Source organism: Streptomyces sp. NPDC086989 (genome assembly GCF_044745505.1).
Taxonomy (GTDB): domain Bacteria; phylum Actinomycetota; class Actinomycetes; order Streptomycetales; family Streptomycetaceae; genus Streptomyces.
The window spans coordinates 290,797-309,371 of the sequence record NZ_JBIVAL010000008.1; the positions used below are offsets into that span (position 1 = coordinate 290,797).

Consider the following 18,575-nt stretch of genomic DNA (forward strand, 5'->3'; position numbering starts at 1 on the left):
CACGGCCGCACCGACCAGGAACAGGACCACGATGAGCCCGACCTCCGCCACCCTCGAATCCACTGCCTCAGCCCCAGCCGCCGCTCTCGGCTCCTCCGTCCCGCGGCGCGAAGGCCGGGAGAAGGTGACCGGCGCCGCCCGCTATGCCGCCGAACAGCACCTGCCCCTGCGGGCGTACGCCTGGCCGGTGCCCTCGACCGTCGCCCGCGGCCGGATCACCGGCATCGACACCACCGAAGCCCTGGCCCTGCCCGGCGTTCTGGCCGTCCTCACCCCCTACGACGCCCCCCGCCTGGGTCCCTCCGACGACCCCACCCTGCAACTCTTGCAGGACCTGCGGGTGCCGCACCGCGGCTGGTACGTCGCCCTGGCCGTCGCCGACACCCTGGAGGGCGCGCGGGCCGCTGCCGACGCCGTGCGAGTCACGTACGAAAGCGAACAGCACGACGTCACGCTGCGCGAAGGGCACCCGGGCCTGTACACCCCCGAGCAGGCGAACGGCGGCTATCCCGCGCACCGCGAACAGGGCGACCCGGACACGGCGTTCGCCGACGCGCCCGTACGCGTCGACGTCCGCTACTCGGTGCCGCCGCTGCACAACCACCCGATGGAACCGCACGCCGCAACCGCCGACTGGGACGCCGAACGCGGCCACCTCACCGTGCACGACTCCTGCCAGGGCACGACGATCGTGCGCAATGTCCTGGCTGGGCTGTTCCGGCTGGCGGAGGACCAGATCACCGTCCTGGCCGAACACGTCGGTGGCGGATTCGGCTCCAAGGGCACCCCGCGCCCCCACGTCGTCCTCGCCGTGATGGCCACCCGGCACTGCGGGCGCCCCGTCACGCTCTCGCTGCCCCGGCAACACCTGGCCGCCGTCGTCGGACACCGCGCGCCCACCCTCCACCACCTCCGGCTCGGCGCCCGCCCCGACGGCACCCTCACCGCCCTCGTCCACGAGGTCACCACCCACACCTCGCAGATCCGCGAGTTCGTCGAACAGGCCGGCGTGCCCGCCCGGGTGATGTACGCCGTCCACGACAGCCGCACCACCCACCGCGTCACCGCCCTCGACGTACCCACGCCCTCCTGGATGCGAGCCCCCGGCGAAACCCCCGGCATGTACGCCCTGGAGTCGGCCATGGACGAGCTCGCCGACGCCCTCGGCATGGACCCCGTCGAGCTGCGCGTACGCAACGACAGCTCCACCGAGCCCGACAGCGGCCGCCCGTTCAGCAGCCGCCACCTTGTGGAGTGCCTGCGCGACGGCGCGCGCCGGTTCGGCTGGGCCGGCCGCCGACCACCCCACCGCGAGGGGCCGCTCCTCATCGGGACCGGAGTGGCCGCCGCCACCTACCCCGTGTACATCGCCCCCTGCGGCGCCCGGGCCCACGCCCGGCCCGACGGGAGCTACCTGGTCGAGGTCAACGCCACCGACATCGGCACCGGCGCCCGGACGGTCCTGGCCCAGATCGCCGCCGACGCCCTGCACGTCCGGCTCGACGACGTCTCGCTGACCATCGCCAACAGCGCGCTGCCGCCCAGCCCCGTCGCCGGCGGCTCCACCGGAACGGCGTCCTGGGGCTGGGCGGTCCACGACGCGTGTACCGCTCTGACCGACCGGCTGGCCCGACACCAGGGGCCGCTGCCCGCCGTCGGGCTCTCGGCCTCCGCGGACACCACCCAGTCGGCGAACCAGAAGTCCCCGTACGCGCGCCACTCGTTCGGAGCTCACTTCGCCGAGGTCCAGGCCGACACCGTCACGGGCGAGGTACGCGTCCGCAGGCTGCTCGGCGTCTTCGCGGCCGGTCGCATCCTCAACCCGCTCACCGCCCGCTCCCAGTTCATCGGGGGAATGGTGATGGGGCTTGGCATGGCGCTCACCGAGCACAGCGGACTCGACCCGGAGTTCGGCGACTTCGCGGAACGGGACCTGGCCGCATACCACGTGCCGGCCAACGCCGACGTCCCCGCCATCGAGGCCCACTGGATCGACGAGCACGACAAGCACCTCAACCCGATGGGCAGCAAGGGCGTCGGGGAGATCGGCATCGTCGGCACGGCCGCGGCGATCGGCAACGCCGTCTGCCACGCCACCGGCCGGCGGCTGCGGGAACTGCCCCTGACCCCCGACCGTGTCCTGGCCGCTCTCGACACGGGTCAGGAAGCCGCGGACCACGCTGGATGAACCGCGTCTGCGCCTACCGCTCTCCGGTGGCCCGCCGGTTTCCGGGACGCCGGCCTCATGAGGGGAGTGCAGCGCGGGCATCGGCGGTGCGCCACGTGCTGGGCGGTGCTCCCGTTCCGCGCTGGAAAAAGGTGGTGAAGTTCGCGGCGTCCTGGAAGCCGAGGCGCCGTGCGCATCTGTTCACCGGCAAGTCGGTGTGGGCGAGGAGCCGTTTGGCTTCCAGCACGATCCGCTGGTCCAGGAACTCCTTGGCGCCGACACCGGTCGCGGCACGGGTGGCCCGGGTCAGCGTTCGCCGATCGTAGCCCGTCACCCGGGTGTAGTCCGCGACTTGATGCCACTCGGTGAAGTGCTCCTCGACCGCGGCCCGGTAGCGCAGGAACGCGTCCTGAGAGCGCCCCGTGCCCGTGGTGGAGTTGGTGGCCCCGAGCGGCAGCACCCGTAGGACCAATGCCGCCAGGAGGTGGGACAGAAGCGCGGTGGAGGCCAGTCGCGGCGCTCGCACCGCCAGATCGTACTCGTCTCGCAGATGGCCGGCCGCCAGCACCGCATGCGGTTGAACCTGCGGGTCGAGCTGCCAGGTGGCACTCGCGAAGTGGTCCCACGCAAGAGCTGGGCCCAGGTCGGGCAGGAAGCCGGGCCGGAAGAGGATCAGGGGACCGTCAACGCCGTCGACCTCGCTCCAGCGGTGCACCATGCCGGGCCGGATGGACACCACGCTCCCGGCCCGCAGGTGGTACTTCTCGAAGTCCGCCACGTGCTCACCCCGCCCGGAGACGACCAGGGCGAGGACGTGGAACTCCGGTCGCTGCGGCCGGGTGCGTGCACCCGCGCCGTCCATCGCACGGAGCCGCGCGAAGTCGAGAACCTCTACCCCGTACGCCGCGCCGAGCGCGGGCAGGTAGTGCAGTTGCCGCACGGGATGATGTCCGTTTTCCACAAGAGTTTCGTCGCTTTCCACCGTAGTGCGCCCGGAGCACGACTGTAGCTTCGACGAGCGCCACCTCCTGCAGGTGGTGCTTGCACACACGCGGCGGACACGGTCGCGATCCGCCGTGCACCGGCGTCGGGAATGGAAACGGGAATGATGGAAAAGACAAGCACCGTACGTGTGGCGGGCGGCACCGTCGAAGTGCGCTCGAAGGGGCGCACAGGTCCGGCGCTGGTGTTCGTCCACTACTGGGGCGGCTCCGCCGCCACCTGGGACGCGGTCATCGCGAGGCTTCCCGCCGACCAGCTCACGGTCCGCTTCGACCAGCGCGGCTGGGGCACCTCACGGACACTGACCGGCCCTTACGCACTGGACCAGCTCGCCGACGACCTCGGGAAGGTGATCGAGGCGATGGAGCTCAGGAGCTTCGTGCTGGTCGGCCACTCGATGGGCGCAAAGGTGAGTCAGGTCGTCGCCGCGCGCCGGCCCGCGGGACTGGCCGGCGTGCTGTTGGTCGCGCCCGCGCCGCCGAGGCCGCCCGCCGCGGTGACCCCGCAATACCAGGAGGGGTTGTCCCACGCATACGACTCGGCGGAGTCCGTCGCGCAGGCACTCACCCATGTCCTGACCGCCGTCCCGTTGCCGGAACCGCTGCGGGCCGCCGTCGTACGCGACAGTCTCGCCGTCCAGCACCCCGAAGCCCGCCGGGAGTGGCCGCTGCGGGGGATAGCGACGGACATCGCGGACGCCGCTCGGGCGATCAATGTTCCGGTCACGGTCCTGGTCGGCGGAAGCGATGCGGTGGAACCACCCCACGTACTGCGAGATCACCTGCTGCCCTACATCCCGCACGCTGAGATGAGCGTCGTCCCCGGCGTCGGACACCTCCTGCCGCTGGAAGCCCCCGACGTGCTCGCGGCCGAGCTGGGCAGCCTCACCGGCCGTCTCGGCTGCTGCTGACCATTTTCATGTGTACCCGTGGTCGCCCGGGGCAGACGCGACAGCGAGGACCTCTGTTCAACGACGAGATGGTCGAGAAGGGAGCCCCGCCATGGCTGACAAGGCCAAGGGCAAGATGCAGCAGCTGAAGGGGAAGGGCAAGGAGACCGTCGGCAAGGCCACCGGAAACGACCGGATGAAGGCCGAGGGAAAGATCGACCAGGCGAAGGGCAAGGCGAAGGAAACCATGGGTGAGGCCCAGGACCGTGCCCGTGGCGTCGACGACTCCCTGCGCGGCCGGAAGTAGCAGCGGCCGCCGATCTGAATCGAGAGCCACACCCGACAAACCTTTAAACCTTTGAGGACGCAGGAACCCGAACGCGAGCCCGGGGCTTCACCCACAAGGGCCCGCGTTCGGCAATGCCCGGCGCCCGCAGTCGGGACTGGATGCTTCATGCGGCTTGGCGATGCCGGCGCCGGCGGGGTCGGCGGGTCTCCTCCTCCTCCTCGGGTTCCTCTTCGGGTTCCTCAGCCTCTTCCTCGGCGGGCTCTTCCTCGGTTTCGTCCGCGTACTCCCCGTCTTCTTCCTCCTCGCCGTCGTCGTCCTCATCCGAGTAATCCGCTTCGTCTTCCTCGGCTGCGCCGTCGTCCTCGTCCTCGTCCTCGTACGCGTCCTCGTCCTCGCCCTCGTCCTCCGCTTGCTCCTGTTCCTCCTCGTCGAGGGCCTCTTCGTGGGTCTTTACGACCTCGCCGTCGCGGATCTCACCGCGCCAGCCTTCTGGTTCGTCGGTCGTGAGCATGGTGTAGCGGAGGAAGTGCTTCAGATCCAGGCGCAGGCGCCGCCCCTGGGCCCGCCACAGATTGCCGGTCTTCTCGAACAGCCCCGAGGGGTAGTACTCGACGACGATGACGATGCGTGTCAGGGAGGGAGCGAGTTCGTGGAACGTGACGCAACCGCGGGTGGTGCCCTTGGCGCCCTGTGACGTCCACACGATGCGGTCATCGGGGACCTGTTCCTGGACGGTCGCCTTCCAGCTGCGGGTGGAGGGGCCGACCTTGACCTTCCAGTCGCTGTTGGTGTCGTCATCACGGGAGACGTCGCGGACGCCTTTGGCGAACCCGCTGAACTTCTCGTACTGCGTCCAATGGTCGTAGACCGTGCGCAGGGGCAGGCCCACATCGATCGCTTCGACGATGTTGACGACCTTGCCGCCGCTACCCTTGCGGCCACGGCCCTTGCCGCCGAATGCCTGGGAGACGGTGTCGGTCACCTTGTCCTTGAGGTTTCCGAGTTTCTGGCCGGCGATGGCTTTAAGGGGGGAGTCGCCCTGCAGGAGCCGGCCGCCTATGCCGGCGACGTCGGAAAGCGAGCCGCCGTTGTCAGCGACGTCGTAGAGCTGGTCGGTGAGGTCGGAGAGTTTGTCGGTGGCCTTGTCGGCCAGGTTGTCCGCCTGGGCGGACAAGTACCCGGACAGTTCCTTGAGGAGCTGGTCCATGCCGGAGCCGGACTCCGACGCCTGGGAGCGGTCTGAGGTTGCCATGGCCTACCTCCGCGCCGACGGCTTGCGGGCCGCGGTCTTCTTGGCGGCCGTCTTGCGCGCCGGGCTGCGGCCGCTGGCCTTCTTGGCCGTGGCCTTGGTGGCCGTGCTCTTGCCTGCCGGGCGCTTGTCCGAGGCCCTCTTGCGCGGTGCGGGGCTCGTCTTCTTGGCGGCGGCCTTGGACGGGGCGGGCCTGGAGGCGGTGCTCTTCTTGGCGGGTGCCGCCTTGCTGGTTGCGGTCTTCCTCGCGGCCGTCTTCTTGGCGGGTGCCGCCTTCTTCGCCGGCGCCTTCTTGGCGGGAGCAGCCCTCTTGGCCGGCGCGGCCTTCTTGGCCGGTGGGGCCTTCTTCGCCGATGAGGGCTTCGTGGTCGGGGCGGCCTTCTTCGTACGCGCCGCCGACTTCGTGGGCGTGGCCTGCTTGGCCGCGGCGGGCCGCTGAGGCCGCGAGCGGGCACGGCGCCGCGGTGGGGCCGGCTCGGGTTCTTCTTCCTCCTCGGGCTCTTCTTCCTCCTCCTCCGGCTCTTCTTCCTCCTCTTCGGGTTCCTCTTCTTCGGGTTCCTCCTCCTGGTCTTGTTCCGCCTCCTCCTCCGATTCGTATTCCTCTTCACCGTCGTCGGCCTGGTCCTCGGCCTCGGAGCCCTCCTCGTCCCCCTCCTCCGGCTCGTAACCCTCTTCGTCCTCCTCGCCCTCTGCGTCCTCGTAGTCCTCGTCCTCGTAGGGCTCCTCGTCGGCGTCCTCATCCTCCTGATCGCGGTCCGAGCCCGAGCGGGTGAGCTCCAGGGTGCGTTCGTGAATGGTGTCGGCGAGGTCGGCGAGCTTGCGGTTGGCCGCAACAGCCAGAGCCTGCTTTCCGGCGTCCAGAGCCTCTCCTCGCAGTTGCTCGCCGAGGTCGGCGAACTGTGGCATCTCCTTGAGGCGGGAGGCGCCCTCTTTGAGCAGCTGTCCGGGTTCGAGACCGAAGCGACGGCCGGCGAGGTAAGTGGCCATGGTGAATGCCAGGCGGCCCTTCTTCGCGCGGCCGAGTAGGTAGCCGCCAGCCACAGCGGCTGCGAGTGCGATCTTGGTCGTGTCGTCCATGTCATCCCCTACCAGGGAGCCTGCACGCATGTCAGTGCCGTCCGCGGACTCGCGGACCGTGATTTACCGCAACCTGACGGAAGCCCCCGGTCAGGCCAGGCGGATACAAAGCTCCTGCCCCAGACACAGAACTTATGCGCAGATTTAGTGACATTCTGGTTTCTGTGAGCCGTCTCCCCGAGGAAGTGGTACATGGCCGCAGGAGAACCTGCACGCCCCCGGCGCACGCCTTCGCGTACTGCCGGTGAGGGTGGACAGCAGGACAGGAAGGGGCCCGGACGTCCCGCGCCCCGGCGCCGCCCAGGTACGCCCGGCGCTGCGGCGGCGATGCGTGCGGCGGCGGAGCAGTTGGCTGAACTGCTGGGCCGGTTCCCCGACTCCGTCTCCTCGCTCAAGCCGACCGACGAGGGGTGGGAGGCTCAGGTGGAGGTGGTCGAACTTGAGCGGATCCCTGACACCACCAGCGTGATGGCCAGCTACCGCGTCGCGCTCGACGAAGAGGGCCAGCTGATCTCCTACGAACGTACGCGCCGCTACAGCCGCGGCATGATCGACCGGCTGACCTGAGCAAGGCCCGTCGGCGGAAGGAGGCGCCATGACCATGGTGCCGCAGGGCGGCAGCCCCATCGCCCGCGGGCAGGGAGGTGGCACGAGCAGTCTCTACGACGTCCTGGAGCTCATCCTCGACCGCGGCCTCGTCATCGATGTCTTCGTCCGTGTCTCCCTGGTGGGCATTGAACTCATCAAGATCGACGCCCGGATCGTGGTGGCGAGCGTCGACACCTACCTCCGCTTCGCCGAGGCATGCAACCGCCTCGACCTCGAAGCCGGCCGAAAGGCGCCGGCCCAGCTGACCGACGTCATGGGGGACATGGTCGAGAGCGGCTCCCGCGGGAAGACCAAGGGAGCGCTCAGCGGGGTGGTGGAATCCGTGACCGACTCCCTTACCGGCAAGTCCTCCGCATCCGACGAGCCGGAGGGGGAAGAGGCAGAGGAGGCGGAAGAGGAAGAGGTGCCACGGCGCCGCCGCCCCGCCCGGCGTCCCGTACGCCGGCAGAAGGAGTAACCGATGCCGCTCTACGTGTACTCGATCACCACCGAGGACCACCCCCGGCGCCTGGACGGCCTCAGCGGTGTCGGCTCCGACCCCTCCCCGCTGCGCACCGTGACGGCCGGGCCGCTGAGCGCAGTGGTCAGCGACATCTCCGAAGAGATCCGGCCCAAACGCCGGGACCTCACGGCCCACCAGGAGGTACAGGAGAGCCTCATGCGGGACGGGGTGATCCTGCCGCTCCAGTTCGGCTACACCGCCCCCGACGACCTCACCGTCCGCCAGGTGCTGGAGCGCAACGCCGATGACTACCTGGCCGCCCTCGGGCGGCTGGAGGGGTGCGCCGAGTTCCACGTCCGGGCCTCGCAGGCCGATGAGACGCCTCTCCTGCAGCAGATCCTCGAGGATGTGCCCGACGCGCGGGCCCTCAACGACCGGATCCGTGAGGGGGACCGGGACCCGGGACTTCCGCTGGCCCTCGGAGAACTGGTCGCGCACGAGGTGCAGGCGCGGCAGGAGACCCTTGCGGCAGACCTGACCGAAGCACTGCTGCCGTTCTCCCGCGAGCACCTCGCTCACAGCCCTTCGGGAACCGACTTCCTCAACCTCTCCCTCCTCGTCCCCGACGAACAGCAGGAGGCCCTGCGCACCGCGCAGGCCGATCTGGCCGCCCGGATGGGCAGTGACGTCGACCTCAGGTTCTCCGGCCCCCTGCCCCCCTACACCTTCGTCACGTAACCACATCCTCGCCACGCAACCACATCGCCGACCCTGTACCCGGGAGGAGAGGACCATGGGACTGCTGACCCACCTGCTGACGCTCCCCGTCGCACCCGTGCGGGCCGTCACCTGGGTCGCCCAGCGCGTCGTCGACCAGGCCGAAGAGGAGTACTACGACCCCGCCCCGATCTGGCGCCAGCTCGCCGAACTCGAACAGCAGCTGCTGCGCGGAGAGATCGACCAGGAAACCTTCGACCTCTTGGAAGACGAGCTCATCGACCGACTGTCGGAGATCGCAGAGTTCCGGCAACAGCTGCGCTGAGAACGAGGCGGGAGCGCCACCGTGACCGAACCCCTGCCCGGCCGACCCGGGAGTTTCGCTTCCCGCACACCGATGCCGTACGGGCAGCAAACCTCCTCCTCCAGTCTCGCCGACATCCTGGAGAGGGTCCTGGACAAGGGCATCGTCATCGCCGGCGACATCCGCATCAACCTTCTCGACATCGAGCTGTTGACCATCAAACTCCGCATTCTGATCGCCTCCGTCGACAAGGCCAAGGAGATGGGGATCGACTGGTGGGAACACGACCCCTCCCTGTCCAGTCGGCACACCGGCAGCCCCCTGGAGCAGGAGAACCGCCGCCTGCGGGCAGAACTCGAAGACCTCCGCGGCCAGCTCGGACACGCGCAGCCCGATGACGAAGCCGGCCCGGGCGATGACGGCGGCCCGGGCGATGACGGCCCCCGCACCCGCAGCAGACGCAGGAGCCCGCCATGAGCACGCCCCGCCCGCTCACCTACGTCTACGCCGTGACCCAGCCGACCGCCCCCCTGGAAGCCGCGCTCCCGGCCGTGCACGGAATCGGCCGCACACCCCTCCGCCTCCTGACTGCCGCAGTCGGCGACGGCACCGTCCCGCTCGCCTTCGTCGCCAGTGACGTGCCCGAAAACGAGTTCGACGAGACCGGACTCAGACGACACTTCGAAGACCTGCACTGGCTTGAGAACGTTGCCCGCACCCACCATGACGTCGTCCAGGCCATCGCTGCCCACGCCCCCGTCCTGCCCCTGCGGATGGCCACCGTCTACCAGGACGACGCCCGGGCCCGCCACGCCCTCACTGCGCAGCAGCACGTTTTCACCCAGCGACTCGACCAGCTCCGCGCCCACACCGAATACGGCGTCAAGATCTACCTCGCCCCGCGCGCCTCCGCCGCGGCCCCGTCCCCCGCCGAGACCACCACCGCATCTCCCGCCAGCCCGGGCAAGGCCTATCTGAACGCCCGCAAAGCCCAGCACCACGCACGTGAGGCCGTCCACCAACAGGCACAGCAGGCCGCCCAGGCCGTCGAAGCGATCGCCGCCCGCCACACCACCCGCCGCGTACGCCACGCACCCCAGCGCAGTGCTCTCGCCGGACCCCAGGAGAACGTCCTCAACGACGCCTACCTGGTTCCCGACGGCGAGGCCGAGCAGTTCCGCACCGCCATCGCCGACGCGGCCCGCGGCTACCCCGATCTCCGCATCGAGATCACCGGCCCCTGGGCCCCCTATTCCTTCGCCATGCCACCGGCCGACGCCCTTCAGCAACCATGAGCCTCACCGGATACGACGAACCCCTGCCCGGCCGCCAGGTCGCCCTGGTCGACCTCCTCGACCGGCTCCTCAGCGGCGGTGTCGTCATCACCGGCGACATCGTGCTGTCCATAGCCGACATCGACCTCGTCCGCATCTCCCTGCGCACCCTCATCGTCTCCGTCAGCTCCGAGGCCGGTTCGTTCCGGCTGCAGGAGGGCGGCCGCGGTGAACCATGACCGGCCCGATCCCGCACGCCGGAAACTCCAGGACGCCGGCGACAACCTCTCACGCGCCTTCCAGCTCATCCAGGCACCTCCCGACGTGCAGGAACGGCCGGGCCGCCCCGCCCACCGCCTTGGCACCGACCCTGACACCGTCGGCGAAGACCTCCTCAAACTCGTCCTGACCCTGGTAGAACTCCTGCGCCAGCTCATCGAACGGCAGGCCCTGCGCCGAGTCGACAACGGGGACCTCACCGACGAACAGGAAGAGGAGCTCGGCGCCACTCTCCTCGCCCTGCACGACAGCCTCGCCGCTCTGTGTGCCGAACACGGGTACGCCCTCGAAGACCTCAATCTCGACCTCGGCCCTCTCGGCCCCCTGCTCCCACCCAACGACTGACCACTCGCGGTTCTCCAGTCGGTGGGCCGTGTGCCAAGGGCAAGGCGGGGCAGACGAGTGCAACCGTGCATGCCACCCTGGAGGACCGTCGATGTCGTTCACATCCGCTCTGCTCACTGTCCATCTGGACGCGGCGTGGGGCCGTGTGCCCCTCCTCGCCCACTTCGCGTACGACGGTGAGGACCCGTACGCGGTCCAGGTCACGTTCTTCGACGGCCCCACGGCCCTGGCCCGTTGGCACTTCGACCGGCAGATGCTCGCAGAGGGACTGCGCCGCTCGGTGGGTGAGGGAGACGTCAGGTTCTGCCCTCACACGGCGGACGGAGTCGACGAGCTCCGCGTCTCTTTGCGGGGCCTCACCGGGGAGGGGCGAGGAGACGCCGTCGTCTTCGTGGAGGCCCGCGCGCTCACGGACTTCCTGGACGAGGCGTACACCGTCACCGGCGCGGGCGAGGAGTTCCTCGACGTCGACAAGCTCCTCGACGAGTTGTTGGCACGCTGACGCGCAGGCTGTCGTCAGTGCGCCCGCCCGGTTCGCCGCCCATCGCGGAGGGGGTCGCCGTACACAGTCCTGACGGTGCCGGCCAGGGCCGTCATGCGGAGCCGATGGGGGAGAGGGCCGCCGAGTCCGTCAGGTACGGCAGCCGAAGCATCTGGTGGCCGGGGGCCGCGGGGGTGAGGCGGTGGCCGGCACGGAGCTCCTGCCCGCGTTGCCTCCGGACACGCCTTTCCGGGCCTCCGCAGAGCCGTTTCGACCCCCTCACCTCCTACCGCCCGTTACCGGGTCGCCACCCTCCCCCGCGGCCGGTGGCCGGTTCCGTTGGTTCCGTGGCCCGTAGCCGTGCCGGGGGAGAGCAAGGGCCGGGCCTGTGTTCGGTGCTCAATGGTGCTTCCTGCCGCGCCAAACGAGGTACGCGACCACGCTGACGGCTGTGAGCAGCAGGCCGCCCAGGGGCCGCACCGACGGTAGCGCCACGGCGCCGCCGGCCGGGGGAACGCCGCCTCCGGCCGAGCCGGGCAGCTGGTCGGCGATGAGGGCGGCCTTTCGGCGCGCCGGTTGGCTGGTGTGCGTCGTGTGCTTCTTCGTCATGGCCGTGGCATCCTCTCGTGAGCGGCCCGGTTGGGTGGTCGTCGCACCGGACTGCTTCTCCGGCTCGGGCGCGCGGTCCGCGCGCCGGTCACCGAGCGGCACGATGCGGTTCCTCCAGGTGGCGCCCTCGGTACTCTGGCAGGTCACTGCGTCGGCCCCCGGCGCCACGCCGTGCCGCCGCGTGGCCTCCCAGGTTCTTCATCCTCGGAGGGCTCTCGCACAGCGGAATCGTCCGGTGCCGGGTAGGTGTGGGTGTGCGGCATGAGGACAGGTACGGGTCCCACAGGTCCCGCCCACCTGTTGGCCGAGGCCGGTGGGCTGGAGATCAGTGTGTCCCGGAGAAGCACGTGCGTGCTGGTCGACGTCGTCGGAGAGGTCGAATCCGGTGGTGTGTGCGTGCTGGGGGCGGACGACGGGGCGATCGTCCTGGCTTCCGAGTTCACCCCGTTCGCGCGCGGTTTACGGCTGCGGGAGCTGCGTGCCGCGACCGCCGGGCCGCAGCGAACTGCGGCGGGCCGTCGGCATCGCGGACGCGGCGGGTCAGGCCGAGCTGGCCCGGACCCTTGCCGAGGCGGGGCCATGACCCGTGCCGCGGCCGGCGGGGCTCCCTCACCGCGACGTCACGCGACGTCATGCCGCAGCGGGAAGCGCAGTGCGGGCCGGGCGGAACGCCGCGCCCGGAGGTCAGCGGCGCGGGGTGCTTCTGCTGGTCAGTAGCCGGCTCAGCGACCAGCTCGTGATCAGCCGGTCTTCCCCCAGACCGATCCGTGCCGCGCGTGCGTAGCCCGTGCTCTGCCAGTGCAGCTGTTCGGGGGCGTGGGCGTCGGTGTCCACCGCGAAGCGGCAGCCCGCCACCGCGGCCTGGAGGAGCAGGTCGTCCGGCGGGTCCCGCCGTTCTGGCCGACAGTTGATCTCCACCGCGGTGCCGGACTCCGCGCAGGCGGTGAACACGGCCTCGGCGTCGAACTGGGACTGCGGGCGTCCCCGACCGGTGATGATCCGTCCCGTGCAGTGGCCCAGCACATCGACGTGCGGGTTGCGCACCGCGGCCAGCAGGCGGGCGGTCATCGGTCCGGGTGGCGAGCGGAGCTTGGAGTGCACGGAGGCCACGACGATGTCGAGACGGCCGAGCAGGTCTTCGTCCTGGTCGAGTGAGCCGTCGTCGAGGATGTCGCACTCGATGCCGGTCAGCAGCCGGAAGCCCGGGCCCAGCCTGGCGTTCACGGCGGCCACGGCCTGTAGTTGGCTTCTCAGCCGTTCCGCGCTCAGCCCGTGGGCGATCGTCAGCCGCGGCGAGTGATCGGTCAGAACGGCCCACTGATGGCCGAGGGCGCGCGCTGCGTCGGCCATGTCGTCGAGCGGGCTGCCGCCGTCCGACCAATCGGAGTGCAGGTGGCAGTCCCCGGTGCTCGCAGCTGCGAGGGCCCATCCGGCGCGGGCGTTCGGGTCGGCTTCGGCCTCCAGGCGGGCGAGGTAGTCCGGTACGGCGCCTGTCGACGCCTGGGAGATCACCGCGGCGGTGACCGGGCCCACTCCGTGCAGTCGTTCGACGTGCGCGGCGTCCACCGGGCCCGGCGGCAGGCCGCGGGCGGCATCGGCTGCCGTGTGGAAGGCCCGCACCCGGTAGGGGGACGCCCCGCGCCATTCGAGGAGGAAGGCGATCCGGCGCAGAGCCTCGTCCGGAGTCACGGGAAGGGGACTCCACCGGCGCCGTTGACCACATCGCCGGTCATGTAGGAGGCCTGGTCGCAGCTGAGGACCGGTCCGGGGGCCACGCCATCGGCCCGGATGTCTCGCTCCCTCGGCATCTGGACCAGGCTGTGGCGGAGGGAGACGACCACGGACTCGGGCATGGCGCGGTCGCGGGGCTGAGGACTGCGCGGGTAGCCCTGCGGGGCGACCAGGCGGGCCTGCTCATGGGAGGGCATGGTGGTCTCCTTCTGGCAGGGCCGGGTGGGCAACGTCAGGAAGAGGGCGGGTAGGGAGCGGCCTTGAGACGGCGCGCGAGGTGCGCGGTGTTCGCGGCGAGGGTCTTGGTCGTCGCGGCGGTCTTCTCGGGGGTCTTGTCGAGGTCCTGGTAGTCAGTGCCCTGCATGGCTTCGCCGACCCAGTAGGTGACGGCGTTCGGGGCGAGGGAGAAGCCGACGTCGCCCAGGCCCTGGAAGAGTTCGGCGCTGACGTGGTGGGCGCCGTCCTCGTTGCCGACCACACACACGGCTGCCGCCTTGCCGTACGTCAGCATGCGACCTTCGTCATCGCTCTCGCCCAGTTCGGCGTCGAGGCGTTCCAGGACACGCTGGGCGAGGCTGGAGGGGTGGCCGAGCCAGATGGGCGTGGACAGGATCAGGATGTCGCAGCCCAGGATCGTGTCGCGGATCTCCGGCCAGGCATCACCGTCCCCCATGTCGACCTCGACTCCCGGCTTGACGTCGTGGTCGGCGATCCGGATCACCTTTCCGGTGACGCCGTGATCGGCCAGGGCCGCCATGGCCTGCTCGGCCAGCAACTGCGAGCTGGACCGCTTCGGCGACGGGGAGAGCGTGCAGACCAGCGCGACAGCGCGCAGCGGCGTGGTTTCGGTGGTGGTGTCCATGTGATCCGGCTACCCGGATCATCGCCATGTACCCCGCCTTCAGCCCTGGTGTCGGCATTCGGCCTGCGTGCCGTGCGGGAGCGGCACCTACCGGTCGGCGGATCCGGGCGCGGCCATGCGGCGGTGTCCCTCTGCCTTGAGGCTGTCGAGCAGGACCTTGTTGGCCAGGCCCTGTGCCTTGGTCTTGAGGGATCCGGCGACGACCTTGTCCTTGCCCGCGAAGAGAGCGTCGAGGCCTTGCTCGGCCACCTGAGCGGGGTCGTCCTTGTCGCTCTGGCCGACGCTGGTGTCACCCATATCGGCGCGTCGGAAGAAGTCGGTATCGGTGGGGCCCGGCATCAAGGCGGTCACTGTCAGGGACGTGTCCTTGAGCTCGTTGTGCAGCGCCTGGGAGAAGGACTGCAGGAACGACTTCGAGGCGTTGTACACGGCCTGGTACGAACCCGGCATGGTGGAGGCGATGGACGAGGTGATCAACATCCGTCCCTCGCCCGCCGCGGCCATCGAGCGGAGCAGACGCTTGGCCAGATGCACCGTGGAGCGCACGTTCAGGTCGACGATCTCGAACTCGTCTTCCAGATCGGTGTCGAGGAAGGGCCCTCCCTCTCCGACGCCGGCGTTGAGCGCCGCGACGGCCACCGGGCGTCCGGTGGCGGCCACCGCCCCGACGAAGCGCTCCGCCTCGTCGTAGCTGCGCAGGTCTGCCCGGACGGCCTGCACGCTCGCTCCGGTCAGCCGTTCGATTTCCTCGGCCGCCGACAGGAGCCGTGCCTCGTCGGCGGAGTTCACGATCAGATCGAAGCCCCGCTCGGCGAGCTGCCGGGCGAGCTCGAACCCGATACCACTGGACGCGCCGGTCACTACGGCAAGCTCTCGGTTCTGGGTCATGCTCCGCGCCTACCCGTAAGGGGCAGACCATGCAGTCGTACGGGGCAGCCGGCCGACGGCGGTCATTGCACGCAGGGGCCGTCCTGGTCAGTCGAGCGCGGAAGCCGCGACTGAGAGGTCGGCGACGAGCCCGCGGAAGGCGGCCTCGCGGTCGTCGGCCCGCAGTACGGCGGAGGGGTGTGTGGTCGCAAGCAGCAGCCCGCCGCCCTCACCGGACCCGTCTGCGGGCCGGGCCTCACTCCCGTCCCGGCCCCACGAGGGCATCGGCTGCAGGATGCCGCGGTGCTCGCCGACCCGGAAGGAGCTCCCCAGGAGCGCCCTGCCCGCCGTACCACCGAGCACGATGGTCAATTCCGGGGACACCAGGCGCAGTTCCGCCTCCAGCCACGGCCGGCAGGCGGTCATCTCGCGCAGGCTCGGGGCCTTGTGGATACGGCGCTTGCCCCGCGGGGCCATGGTGAACTTGAAGTGTTTGACGGCATTGGTGAGGTAGATCGCCTCATCGCCGAGACCCGCCTCCACCAGCGCGCGCCTCAAGAGCTGGCCGGCCGGCCCCACGAAAGGTTCACCCTGCCGGTCCTCCTGATCGCCGGGCTGTTCTCCGATGAGGAGGAGCCGCGCCGTGGGCGAGCCGGATCCGAACACGGTCTGGGTGGCGTCCTTGAAGAGCGGGCATCCGCGACAGTCGGCGGCCGCACGTCGCAGGGCCTGCATACCGCCGCTGCGCGGTAGATAAGGCCTCGCGTCGTATTCCTGCGCTGTCGGTGACGTGGCCGCGGACCGTTCCGTGGTGGGCCCCATGGGTAGACCTCCTCGGGGTGGTTCTTCGCCGGCGTTCGTGACCGCTGGTCGGCAGTCGGCGCCTCCCCACCATCGCGCCTCGGAAACCTCCGGCACGCGTGCGAGGCCGCCTCGTGGATCTCCTTGGCCTCCGCCTTGCGGGTGCGGCGCACGATGGCTGGTGCGCGGCGTCGGCACTCGGCGGACGGGCGCGTTCGGCGAACCTGTGCCGTGTTCGGGTGTGGAGCGCGATGCTCCAGCCGTGTGGTCGCGGCGTCGGCGCCCTGGGCCCCTGGCTGGACGGCGCCTGCCCGGCCCGACAGGGGCAAAACGCCCTTCGACGGAGCCCGACCGCCGGAGCCACTCCTCGGCTCCCCGACCCGCGTGGGTGCGCACCTGACCGAGCAGGCCGCGCAGCCCCGCGCTCGGATCACCATTCGGGGTGGACGTCGTGGCTGTCGTAGCGGATGCCGGACGCAGTGGCCCAGGGGCGGAAGCGGCCGGGCCCGGTGCGTTCAGGGGCGTAGACGACGATCTCGCCCGTGTCTTCGGTGACGATGACCGCGCCTTTCCTCTGCGCTGCGCGAAGGGCGTGGGTCCAGTGCCTGCCGCGATGGCCGGTGCGATAGTCGGGGATCTTGCATTGGGACATTGAGCGTCACCGCCTCGTGGCGTGCTCGTGGCGTGGGTGTGGCGACAACGGGACCGGACGCTGGGTCTACCCCGAATCCAGGATTTCGAACGCCTTACCGCTCGCGGCCCCGACCGGCGTGGCCGCGAACGGTGCGTGTGTACGGTCGGTGGAGAGCGGACACGGTGGGTCCAGGGGCGGCATCCCGGCGCCGTCCCGCAGGTCGTCTCCAGGATCGGAGAACGAGGCGAGGGGCCGCGCGGACCAGGGCGGCGACGGCCGCGCCGATCGCGCCGCCGGCAACCACGTCGGAGGGGTAGTGAGCCCCACTGTTGATGCGCTGGAACGCCACCAGGACCGTGGGTACGGCGACTGCGGCACCGGCCCACGGCCAGACGGCCGCGACGGTCGCGGTGAACGCGACGGCGGCGGCGGTGTGACCGGAGGGAAAGGAGGAACTGTCGGGCCGGTCCTCGGTACCGCCGTGCGGGATCCATTCGACCGGCGGCCGGCGGCGCGACACCAACTGTTTGGCGATGCCGTTCGACACGACTTCCGCGACCGCCATCGCCAGGATTCCGGCCGCGGCGGCCCGGCGGCCCCGCGAGCCGCCCTTGGCCGCCATCGCCAGCGCCGCGGCCCACCACAGCTTCGTATGCCGGGTCGCATCTGCGACCGCGGACAGCAGCCGGCGTGCCGCCGGGGAGTCCCAGGCCGCGATGCGCCGGGTCAGCCGGTGGTCGCCGGCCTGCACATCTGCGAGCACCCTCATGCTCCGCCACCTCCCGAGTCCGCTGCTCATTCCAGGCGGCGGCGGTCCTCATCCGTCCACTTGCGCGTGTCGCGGGGTTCGACGTACGGCTCCTCGTCCTCGGGATAGCCGCCGGCGACCGCCCGCTGGCGGACCATTTCCGCGTCGAACTCCAGGCCCAGGAGGACAGCGAGGTTCGTTATCCACAACCACACCAGGAAAATGATCACGCCTGCCAGCGTGCCGTACGTCTTGTTGTACGAGCCGAAGTTCGCGACGTAGAAGGCGAAGCCGGCCGAGGCGGCCATCCAGATCACCAGCGCCAGGAAACTGCCCGGGGTGACCCACCTGAAGCCGCGGCCCCTGGCGTTCGGCGCGGCCCAGTACAGGAGGGCGATCATCACGGTGACGAGGAGGACCAGGACCGGCCACTTCGCGATCGACCACACCGTCAGCGCGGTGTCCCCGATGCCGAGGGCAGCGCCTGCCTGCCGGGCCAGCCCGCCGGTGAACACCACGAGCAGGGCACTGACGACCGCAAGGATCAGGAGCGTCACGGTCAGGCCGAGACGCAGCGGCAGCACCTTCCACACCGGGCGGCCCTCGGGGACGTCGTACACGGCGTTGGCGGCCCGGATGAACGCGGCGACGTATCCGGAGGCCGACCACAGCGCGGCGGCCAGAGCCACCACCGCCAGCAGCGAGCCGACGCCGGCGTTGCCCTGCAGCTGCTGGACCGCTTTGCTGATCACGTCGTGCGCGGCGCCCGGAGTGACCTTCTGCAGATTGCCCACGACCTGCTCGGACACCGAGTCGCCCGCGATGCCCAGCAGGGAAACGAGCACGAGGAGGGCGGGGAAGAGGGCCAGCACTCCGTAGTAGGTCAGGGCCGCGGCCCGGTCCGCCAGCTCGTCGTCCTTGAACTCCTTCAGTGTCCCGCGCACCACCGCCTTCCAGGACCGCTCGGGCAAGTCCGACGGCTGGTCCGGTGCCCGCTCCTCCACCTGCCGGTCCGGACCTGGGCGGCCGGGGCGGTCAGGATCCGACAGCTGAGCGTCGTGCTGGTCATTCGCAGGAGGTCTCATGGGCGGCGCCTTTCCCATTACACCCGGCCCATGCATCGCGAAGAGGGTGCCGTTGCCGCAGGGCCGGTGGCTGGTACGGAGCCGGGCGGGTGAACGTTTCCTCGGCAAACGGCG

At 70.4% G+C, this 18,575-nt stretch carries 24 protein-coding genes; 12 read left to right on the plus strand and 12 right to left on the minus strand.

Annotation, left to right across the window (positions count from 1 at the left end; all coding sequences use genetic code 11):
- Positions 1 to 31: 31 nt before the first annotated feature.
- Entirely contained in the window at positions 32 to 2,188 is a 2,157-nt protein-coding gene (locus tag ACIPK4_RS21550; protein ID WP_402314905.1) for a xanthine dehydrogenase family protein molybdopterin-binding subunit, read from the plus strand.
- A 55-nt stretch (positions 2,189 to 2,243) separates the two neighbouring features.
- Here the strand turns inward: ACIPK4_RS21550 and ACIPK4_RS21555 are convergent, their stop codons facing one another.
- Positions 2,244 to 3,107, minus strand: coding sequence for a helix-turn-helix domain-containing protein (locus ACIPK4_RS21555; RefSeq protein ID WP_402314907.1), 864 nt, complete (start codon positions 3,105 to 3,107; stop codon positions 2,244 to 2,246).
- Positions 3,108 to 3,272: 165 nt separating this feature from the next.
- Here ACIPK4_RS21555 and ACIPK4_RS21560 point away from each other — a divergent pair, with 165 nt between their 5' ends.
- Together ACIPK4_RS21560 and ACIPK4_RS21565 are read left to right on the plus strand one after the other, a co-directional pair.
- The gene (locus ACIPK4_RS21560) at positions 3,273 to 4,079 is read left to right on the plus strand and encodes an alpha/beta fold hydrolase (RefSeq protein ID WP_402314909.1); all 807 of its coding nucleotides are present in this window, start codon (positions 3,273 to 3,275) and stop codon (positions 4,077 to 4,079) included.
- A gap of 91 nt (positions 4,080 to 4,170) precedes the next feature.
- Positions 4,171 to 4,365, plus strand: coding sequence for a CsbD family protein (locus ACIPK4_RS21565; RefSeq protein ID WP_376191544.1), 195 nt, complete (start codon positions 4,171 to 4,173; stop codon positions 4,363 to 4,365).
- Between the two features lie 145 nt (positions 4,366 to 4,510).
- Here the strand turns inward: ACIPK4_RS21565 and ACIPK4_RS21570 are convergent, their stop codons facing one another.
- Positions 4,511 to 5,599, minus strand: a complete 1,089-nt coding sequence (locus ACIPK4_RS21570) for an SRPBCC family protein (RefSeq protein ID WP_402314913.1) — start codon at positions 5,597 to 5,599, stop codon at positions 4,511 to 4,513.
- A 3-nt stretch (positions 5,600 to 5,602) separates the two neighbouring features.
- Complete coding sequence (locus ACIPK4_RS21575; RefSeq protein ID WP_402314916.1) at positions 5,603 to 6,673, minus strand: histone protein; 1,071 nt, start codon at positions 6,671 to 6,673, stop codon at positions 5,603 to 5,605.
- Between the two features lie 192 nt (positions 6,674 to 6,865).
- On the opposite strand from ACIPK4_RS21575, the gene ACIPK4_RS21580 reads away from it, so the two are divergent.
- The 9 genes from ACIPK4_RS21580 to ACIPK4_RS21620 all read left to right on the plus strand — a co-directional run bounded on the left by ACIPK4_RS21580 (position 6,866) and on the right by ACIPK4_RS21620 (position 11,145).
- Entirely contained in the window at positions 6,866 to 7,240 is a 375-nt protein-coding gene (locus ACIPK4_RS21580; protein WP_402314919.1) for a gas vesicle protein, read from the plus strand.
- Positions 7,241 to 7,268: 28 nt separating this feature from the next.
- Positions 7,269 to 7,739 (plus strand): gas vesicle structural protein GvpA, encoded by a 471-nt coding sequence (locus tag ACIPK4_RS21585; protein WP_402314921.1) that lies wholly within the window; start codon positions 7,269 to 7,271, stop codon positions 7,737 to 7,739.
- A 3-nt stretch (positions 7,740 to 7,742) separates the two neighbouring features.
- On the plus strand, positions 7,743 to 8,462 hold the full coding sequence (locus ACIPK4_RS21590) for a GvpL/GvpF family gas vesicle protein (protein ID WP_402314924.1): 720 nt from the start codon (positions 7,743 to 7,745) through the stop codon (positions 8,460 to 8,462).
- A 55-nt stretch (positions 8,463 to 8,517) separates the two neighbouring features.
- Positions 8,518 to 8,766 carry a gas vesicle protein GvpG gene (locus ACIPK4_RS21595; protein WP_054227011.1) on the plus strand — a complete coding sequence of 83 codons (249 nt, stop codon included), beginning with the start codon at positions 8,518 to 8,520 and terminating at the stop codon, positions 8,764 to 8,766.
- A 72-nt stretch (positions 8,767 to 8,838) separates the two neighbouring features.
- Positions 8,839 to 9,222: a gas vesicle protein gene (locus ACIPK4_RS21600; protein ID WP_402315202.1), complete on the plus strand. Its 384-nt coding sequence runs from the start codon at positions 8,839 to 8,841 to the stop codon at positions 9,220 to 9,222.
- Complete coding sequence (locus ACIPK4_RS21605) at positions 9,219 to 10,040, plus strand: GvpL/GvpF family gas vesicle protein (protein ID WP_402314928.1); 822 nt, start codon at positions 9,219 to 9,221, stop codon at positions 10,038 to 10,040. The genes ACIPK4_RS21600 and ACIPK4_RS21605 overlap by 4 nt, the downstream gene beginning before the upstream one ends.
- Positions 10,037 to 10,258, plus strand: coding sequence for a gas vesicle protein (locus tag ACIPK4_RS21610; protein ID WP_402314930.1), 222 nt, complete (start codon positions 10,037 to 10,039; stop codon positions 10,256 to 10,258). The genes ACIPK4_RS21605 and ACIPK4_RS21610 overlap by 4 nt, the downstream gene beginning before the upstream one ends.
- A complete protein-coding gene (locus ACIPK4_RS21615) occupies positions 10,248 to 10,643 on the plus strand; it encodes a gas vesicle protein K (protein WP_402314931.1) in 396 nt (131 codons plus the stop codon). Before ACIPK4_RS21610 ends, ACIPK4_RS21615 begins: the two co-directional genes overlap by 11 nt.
- A gap of 91 nt (positions 10,644 to 10,734) precedes the next feature.
- The gene (locus ACIPK4_RS21620) at positions 10,735 to 11,145 is read left to right on the plus strand and encodes an SsgA family sporulation/cell division regulator (protein ID WP_402314933.1); all 411 of its coding nucleotides are present in this window, start codon (positions 10,735 to 10,737) and stop codon (positions 11,143 to 11,145) included.
- Between the two features lie 378 nt (positions 11,146 to 11,523).
- Here ACIPK4_RS21620 and ACIPK4_RS21625 read toward each other — a convergent pair whose 3' ends face one another.
- The 9 genes from ACIPK4_RS21625 to ACIPK4_RS21665 all read right to left on the minus strand — a co-directional run bounded on the left by ACIPK4_RS21625 (position 11,524) and on the right by ACIPK4_RS21665 (position 18,461).
- A complete protein-coding gene (locus ACIPK4_RS21625) occupies positions 11,524 to 11,733 on the minus strand; it encodes a hypothetical protein (RefSeq protein ID WP_402314935.1) in 210 nt (69 codons plus the stop codon).
- A gap of 684 nt (positions 11,734 to 12,417) precedes the next feature.
- On the minus strand, positions 12,418 to 13,422 hold the full coding sequence (locus ACIPK4_RS21630) for a PHP domain-containing protein (protein ID WP_402314937.1): 1,005 nt from the start codon (positions 13,420 to 13,422) through the stop codon (positions 12,418 to 12,420).
- Complete coding sequence (locus ACIPK4_RS21635) at positions 13,419 to 13,661, minus strand: hypothetical protein (protein ID WP_402314939.1); 243 nt, start codon at positions 13,659 to 13,661, stop codon at positions 13,419 to 13,421. The genes ACIPK4_RS21630 and ACIPK4_RS21635 overlap by 4 nt, the downstream gene beginning before the upstream one ends.
- 35 nt (positions 13,662 to 13,696) lie before the next feature.
- Complete coding sequence (locus ACIPK4_RS21640; protein ID WP_402314941.1) at positions 13,697 to 14,326, minus strand: flavodoxin family protein; 630 nt, start codon at positions 14,324 to 14,326, stop codon at positions 13,697 to 13,699.
- Between the two features lie 87 nt (positions 14,327 to 14,413).
- A complete protein-coding gene (locus tag ACIPK4_RS21645; protein ID WP_402314943.1) occupies positions 14,414 to 15,214 on the minus strand; it encodes an SDR family NAD(P)-dependent oxidoreductase in 801 nt (266 codons plus the stop codon).
- A gap of 87 nt (positions 15,215 to 15,301) precedes the next feature.
- Positions 15,302 to 16,015 (minus strand): UdgX family uracil-DNA binding protein, encoded by a 714-nt coding sequence (locus tag ACIPK4_RS21650; RefSeq protein ID WP_402314945.1) that lies wholly within the window; start codon positions 16,013 to 16,015, stop codon positions 15,302 to 15,304.
- A 409-nt stretch (positions 16,016 to 16,424) separates the two neighbouring features.
- Positions 16,425 to 16,646 carry a hypothetical protein gene (locus ACIPK4_RS21655; RefSeq protein ID WP_402314947.1) on the minus strand — a complete coding sequence of 74 codons (222 nt, stop codon included), beginning with the start codon at positions 16,644 to 16,646 and terminating at the stop codon, positions 16,425 to 16,427.
- Between the two features lie 94 nt (positions 16,647 to 16,740).
- The gene (locus ACIPK4_RS21660) at positions 16,741 to 17,397 is read right to left on the minus strand and encodes a phosphatase PAP2 family protein (RefSeq protein ID WP_402314949.1); all 657 of its coding nucleotides are present in this window, start codon (positions 17,395 to 17,397) and stop codon (positions 16,741 to 16,743) included.
- 26 nt (positions 17,398 to 17,423) lie between these two features.
- Entirely contained in the window at positions 17,424 to 18,461 is a 1,038-nt protein-coding gene (locus tag ACIPK4_RS21665; RefSeq protein WP_402314951.1) for a YihY/virulence factor BrkB family protein, read from the minus strand.
- Between the last annotated feature and the right edge of the window lie 114 nt (positions 18,462 to 18,575).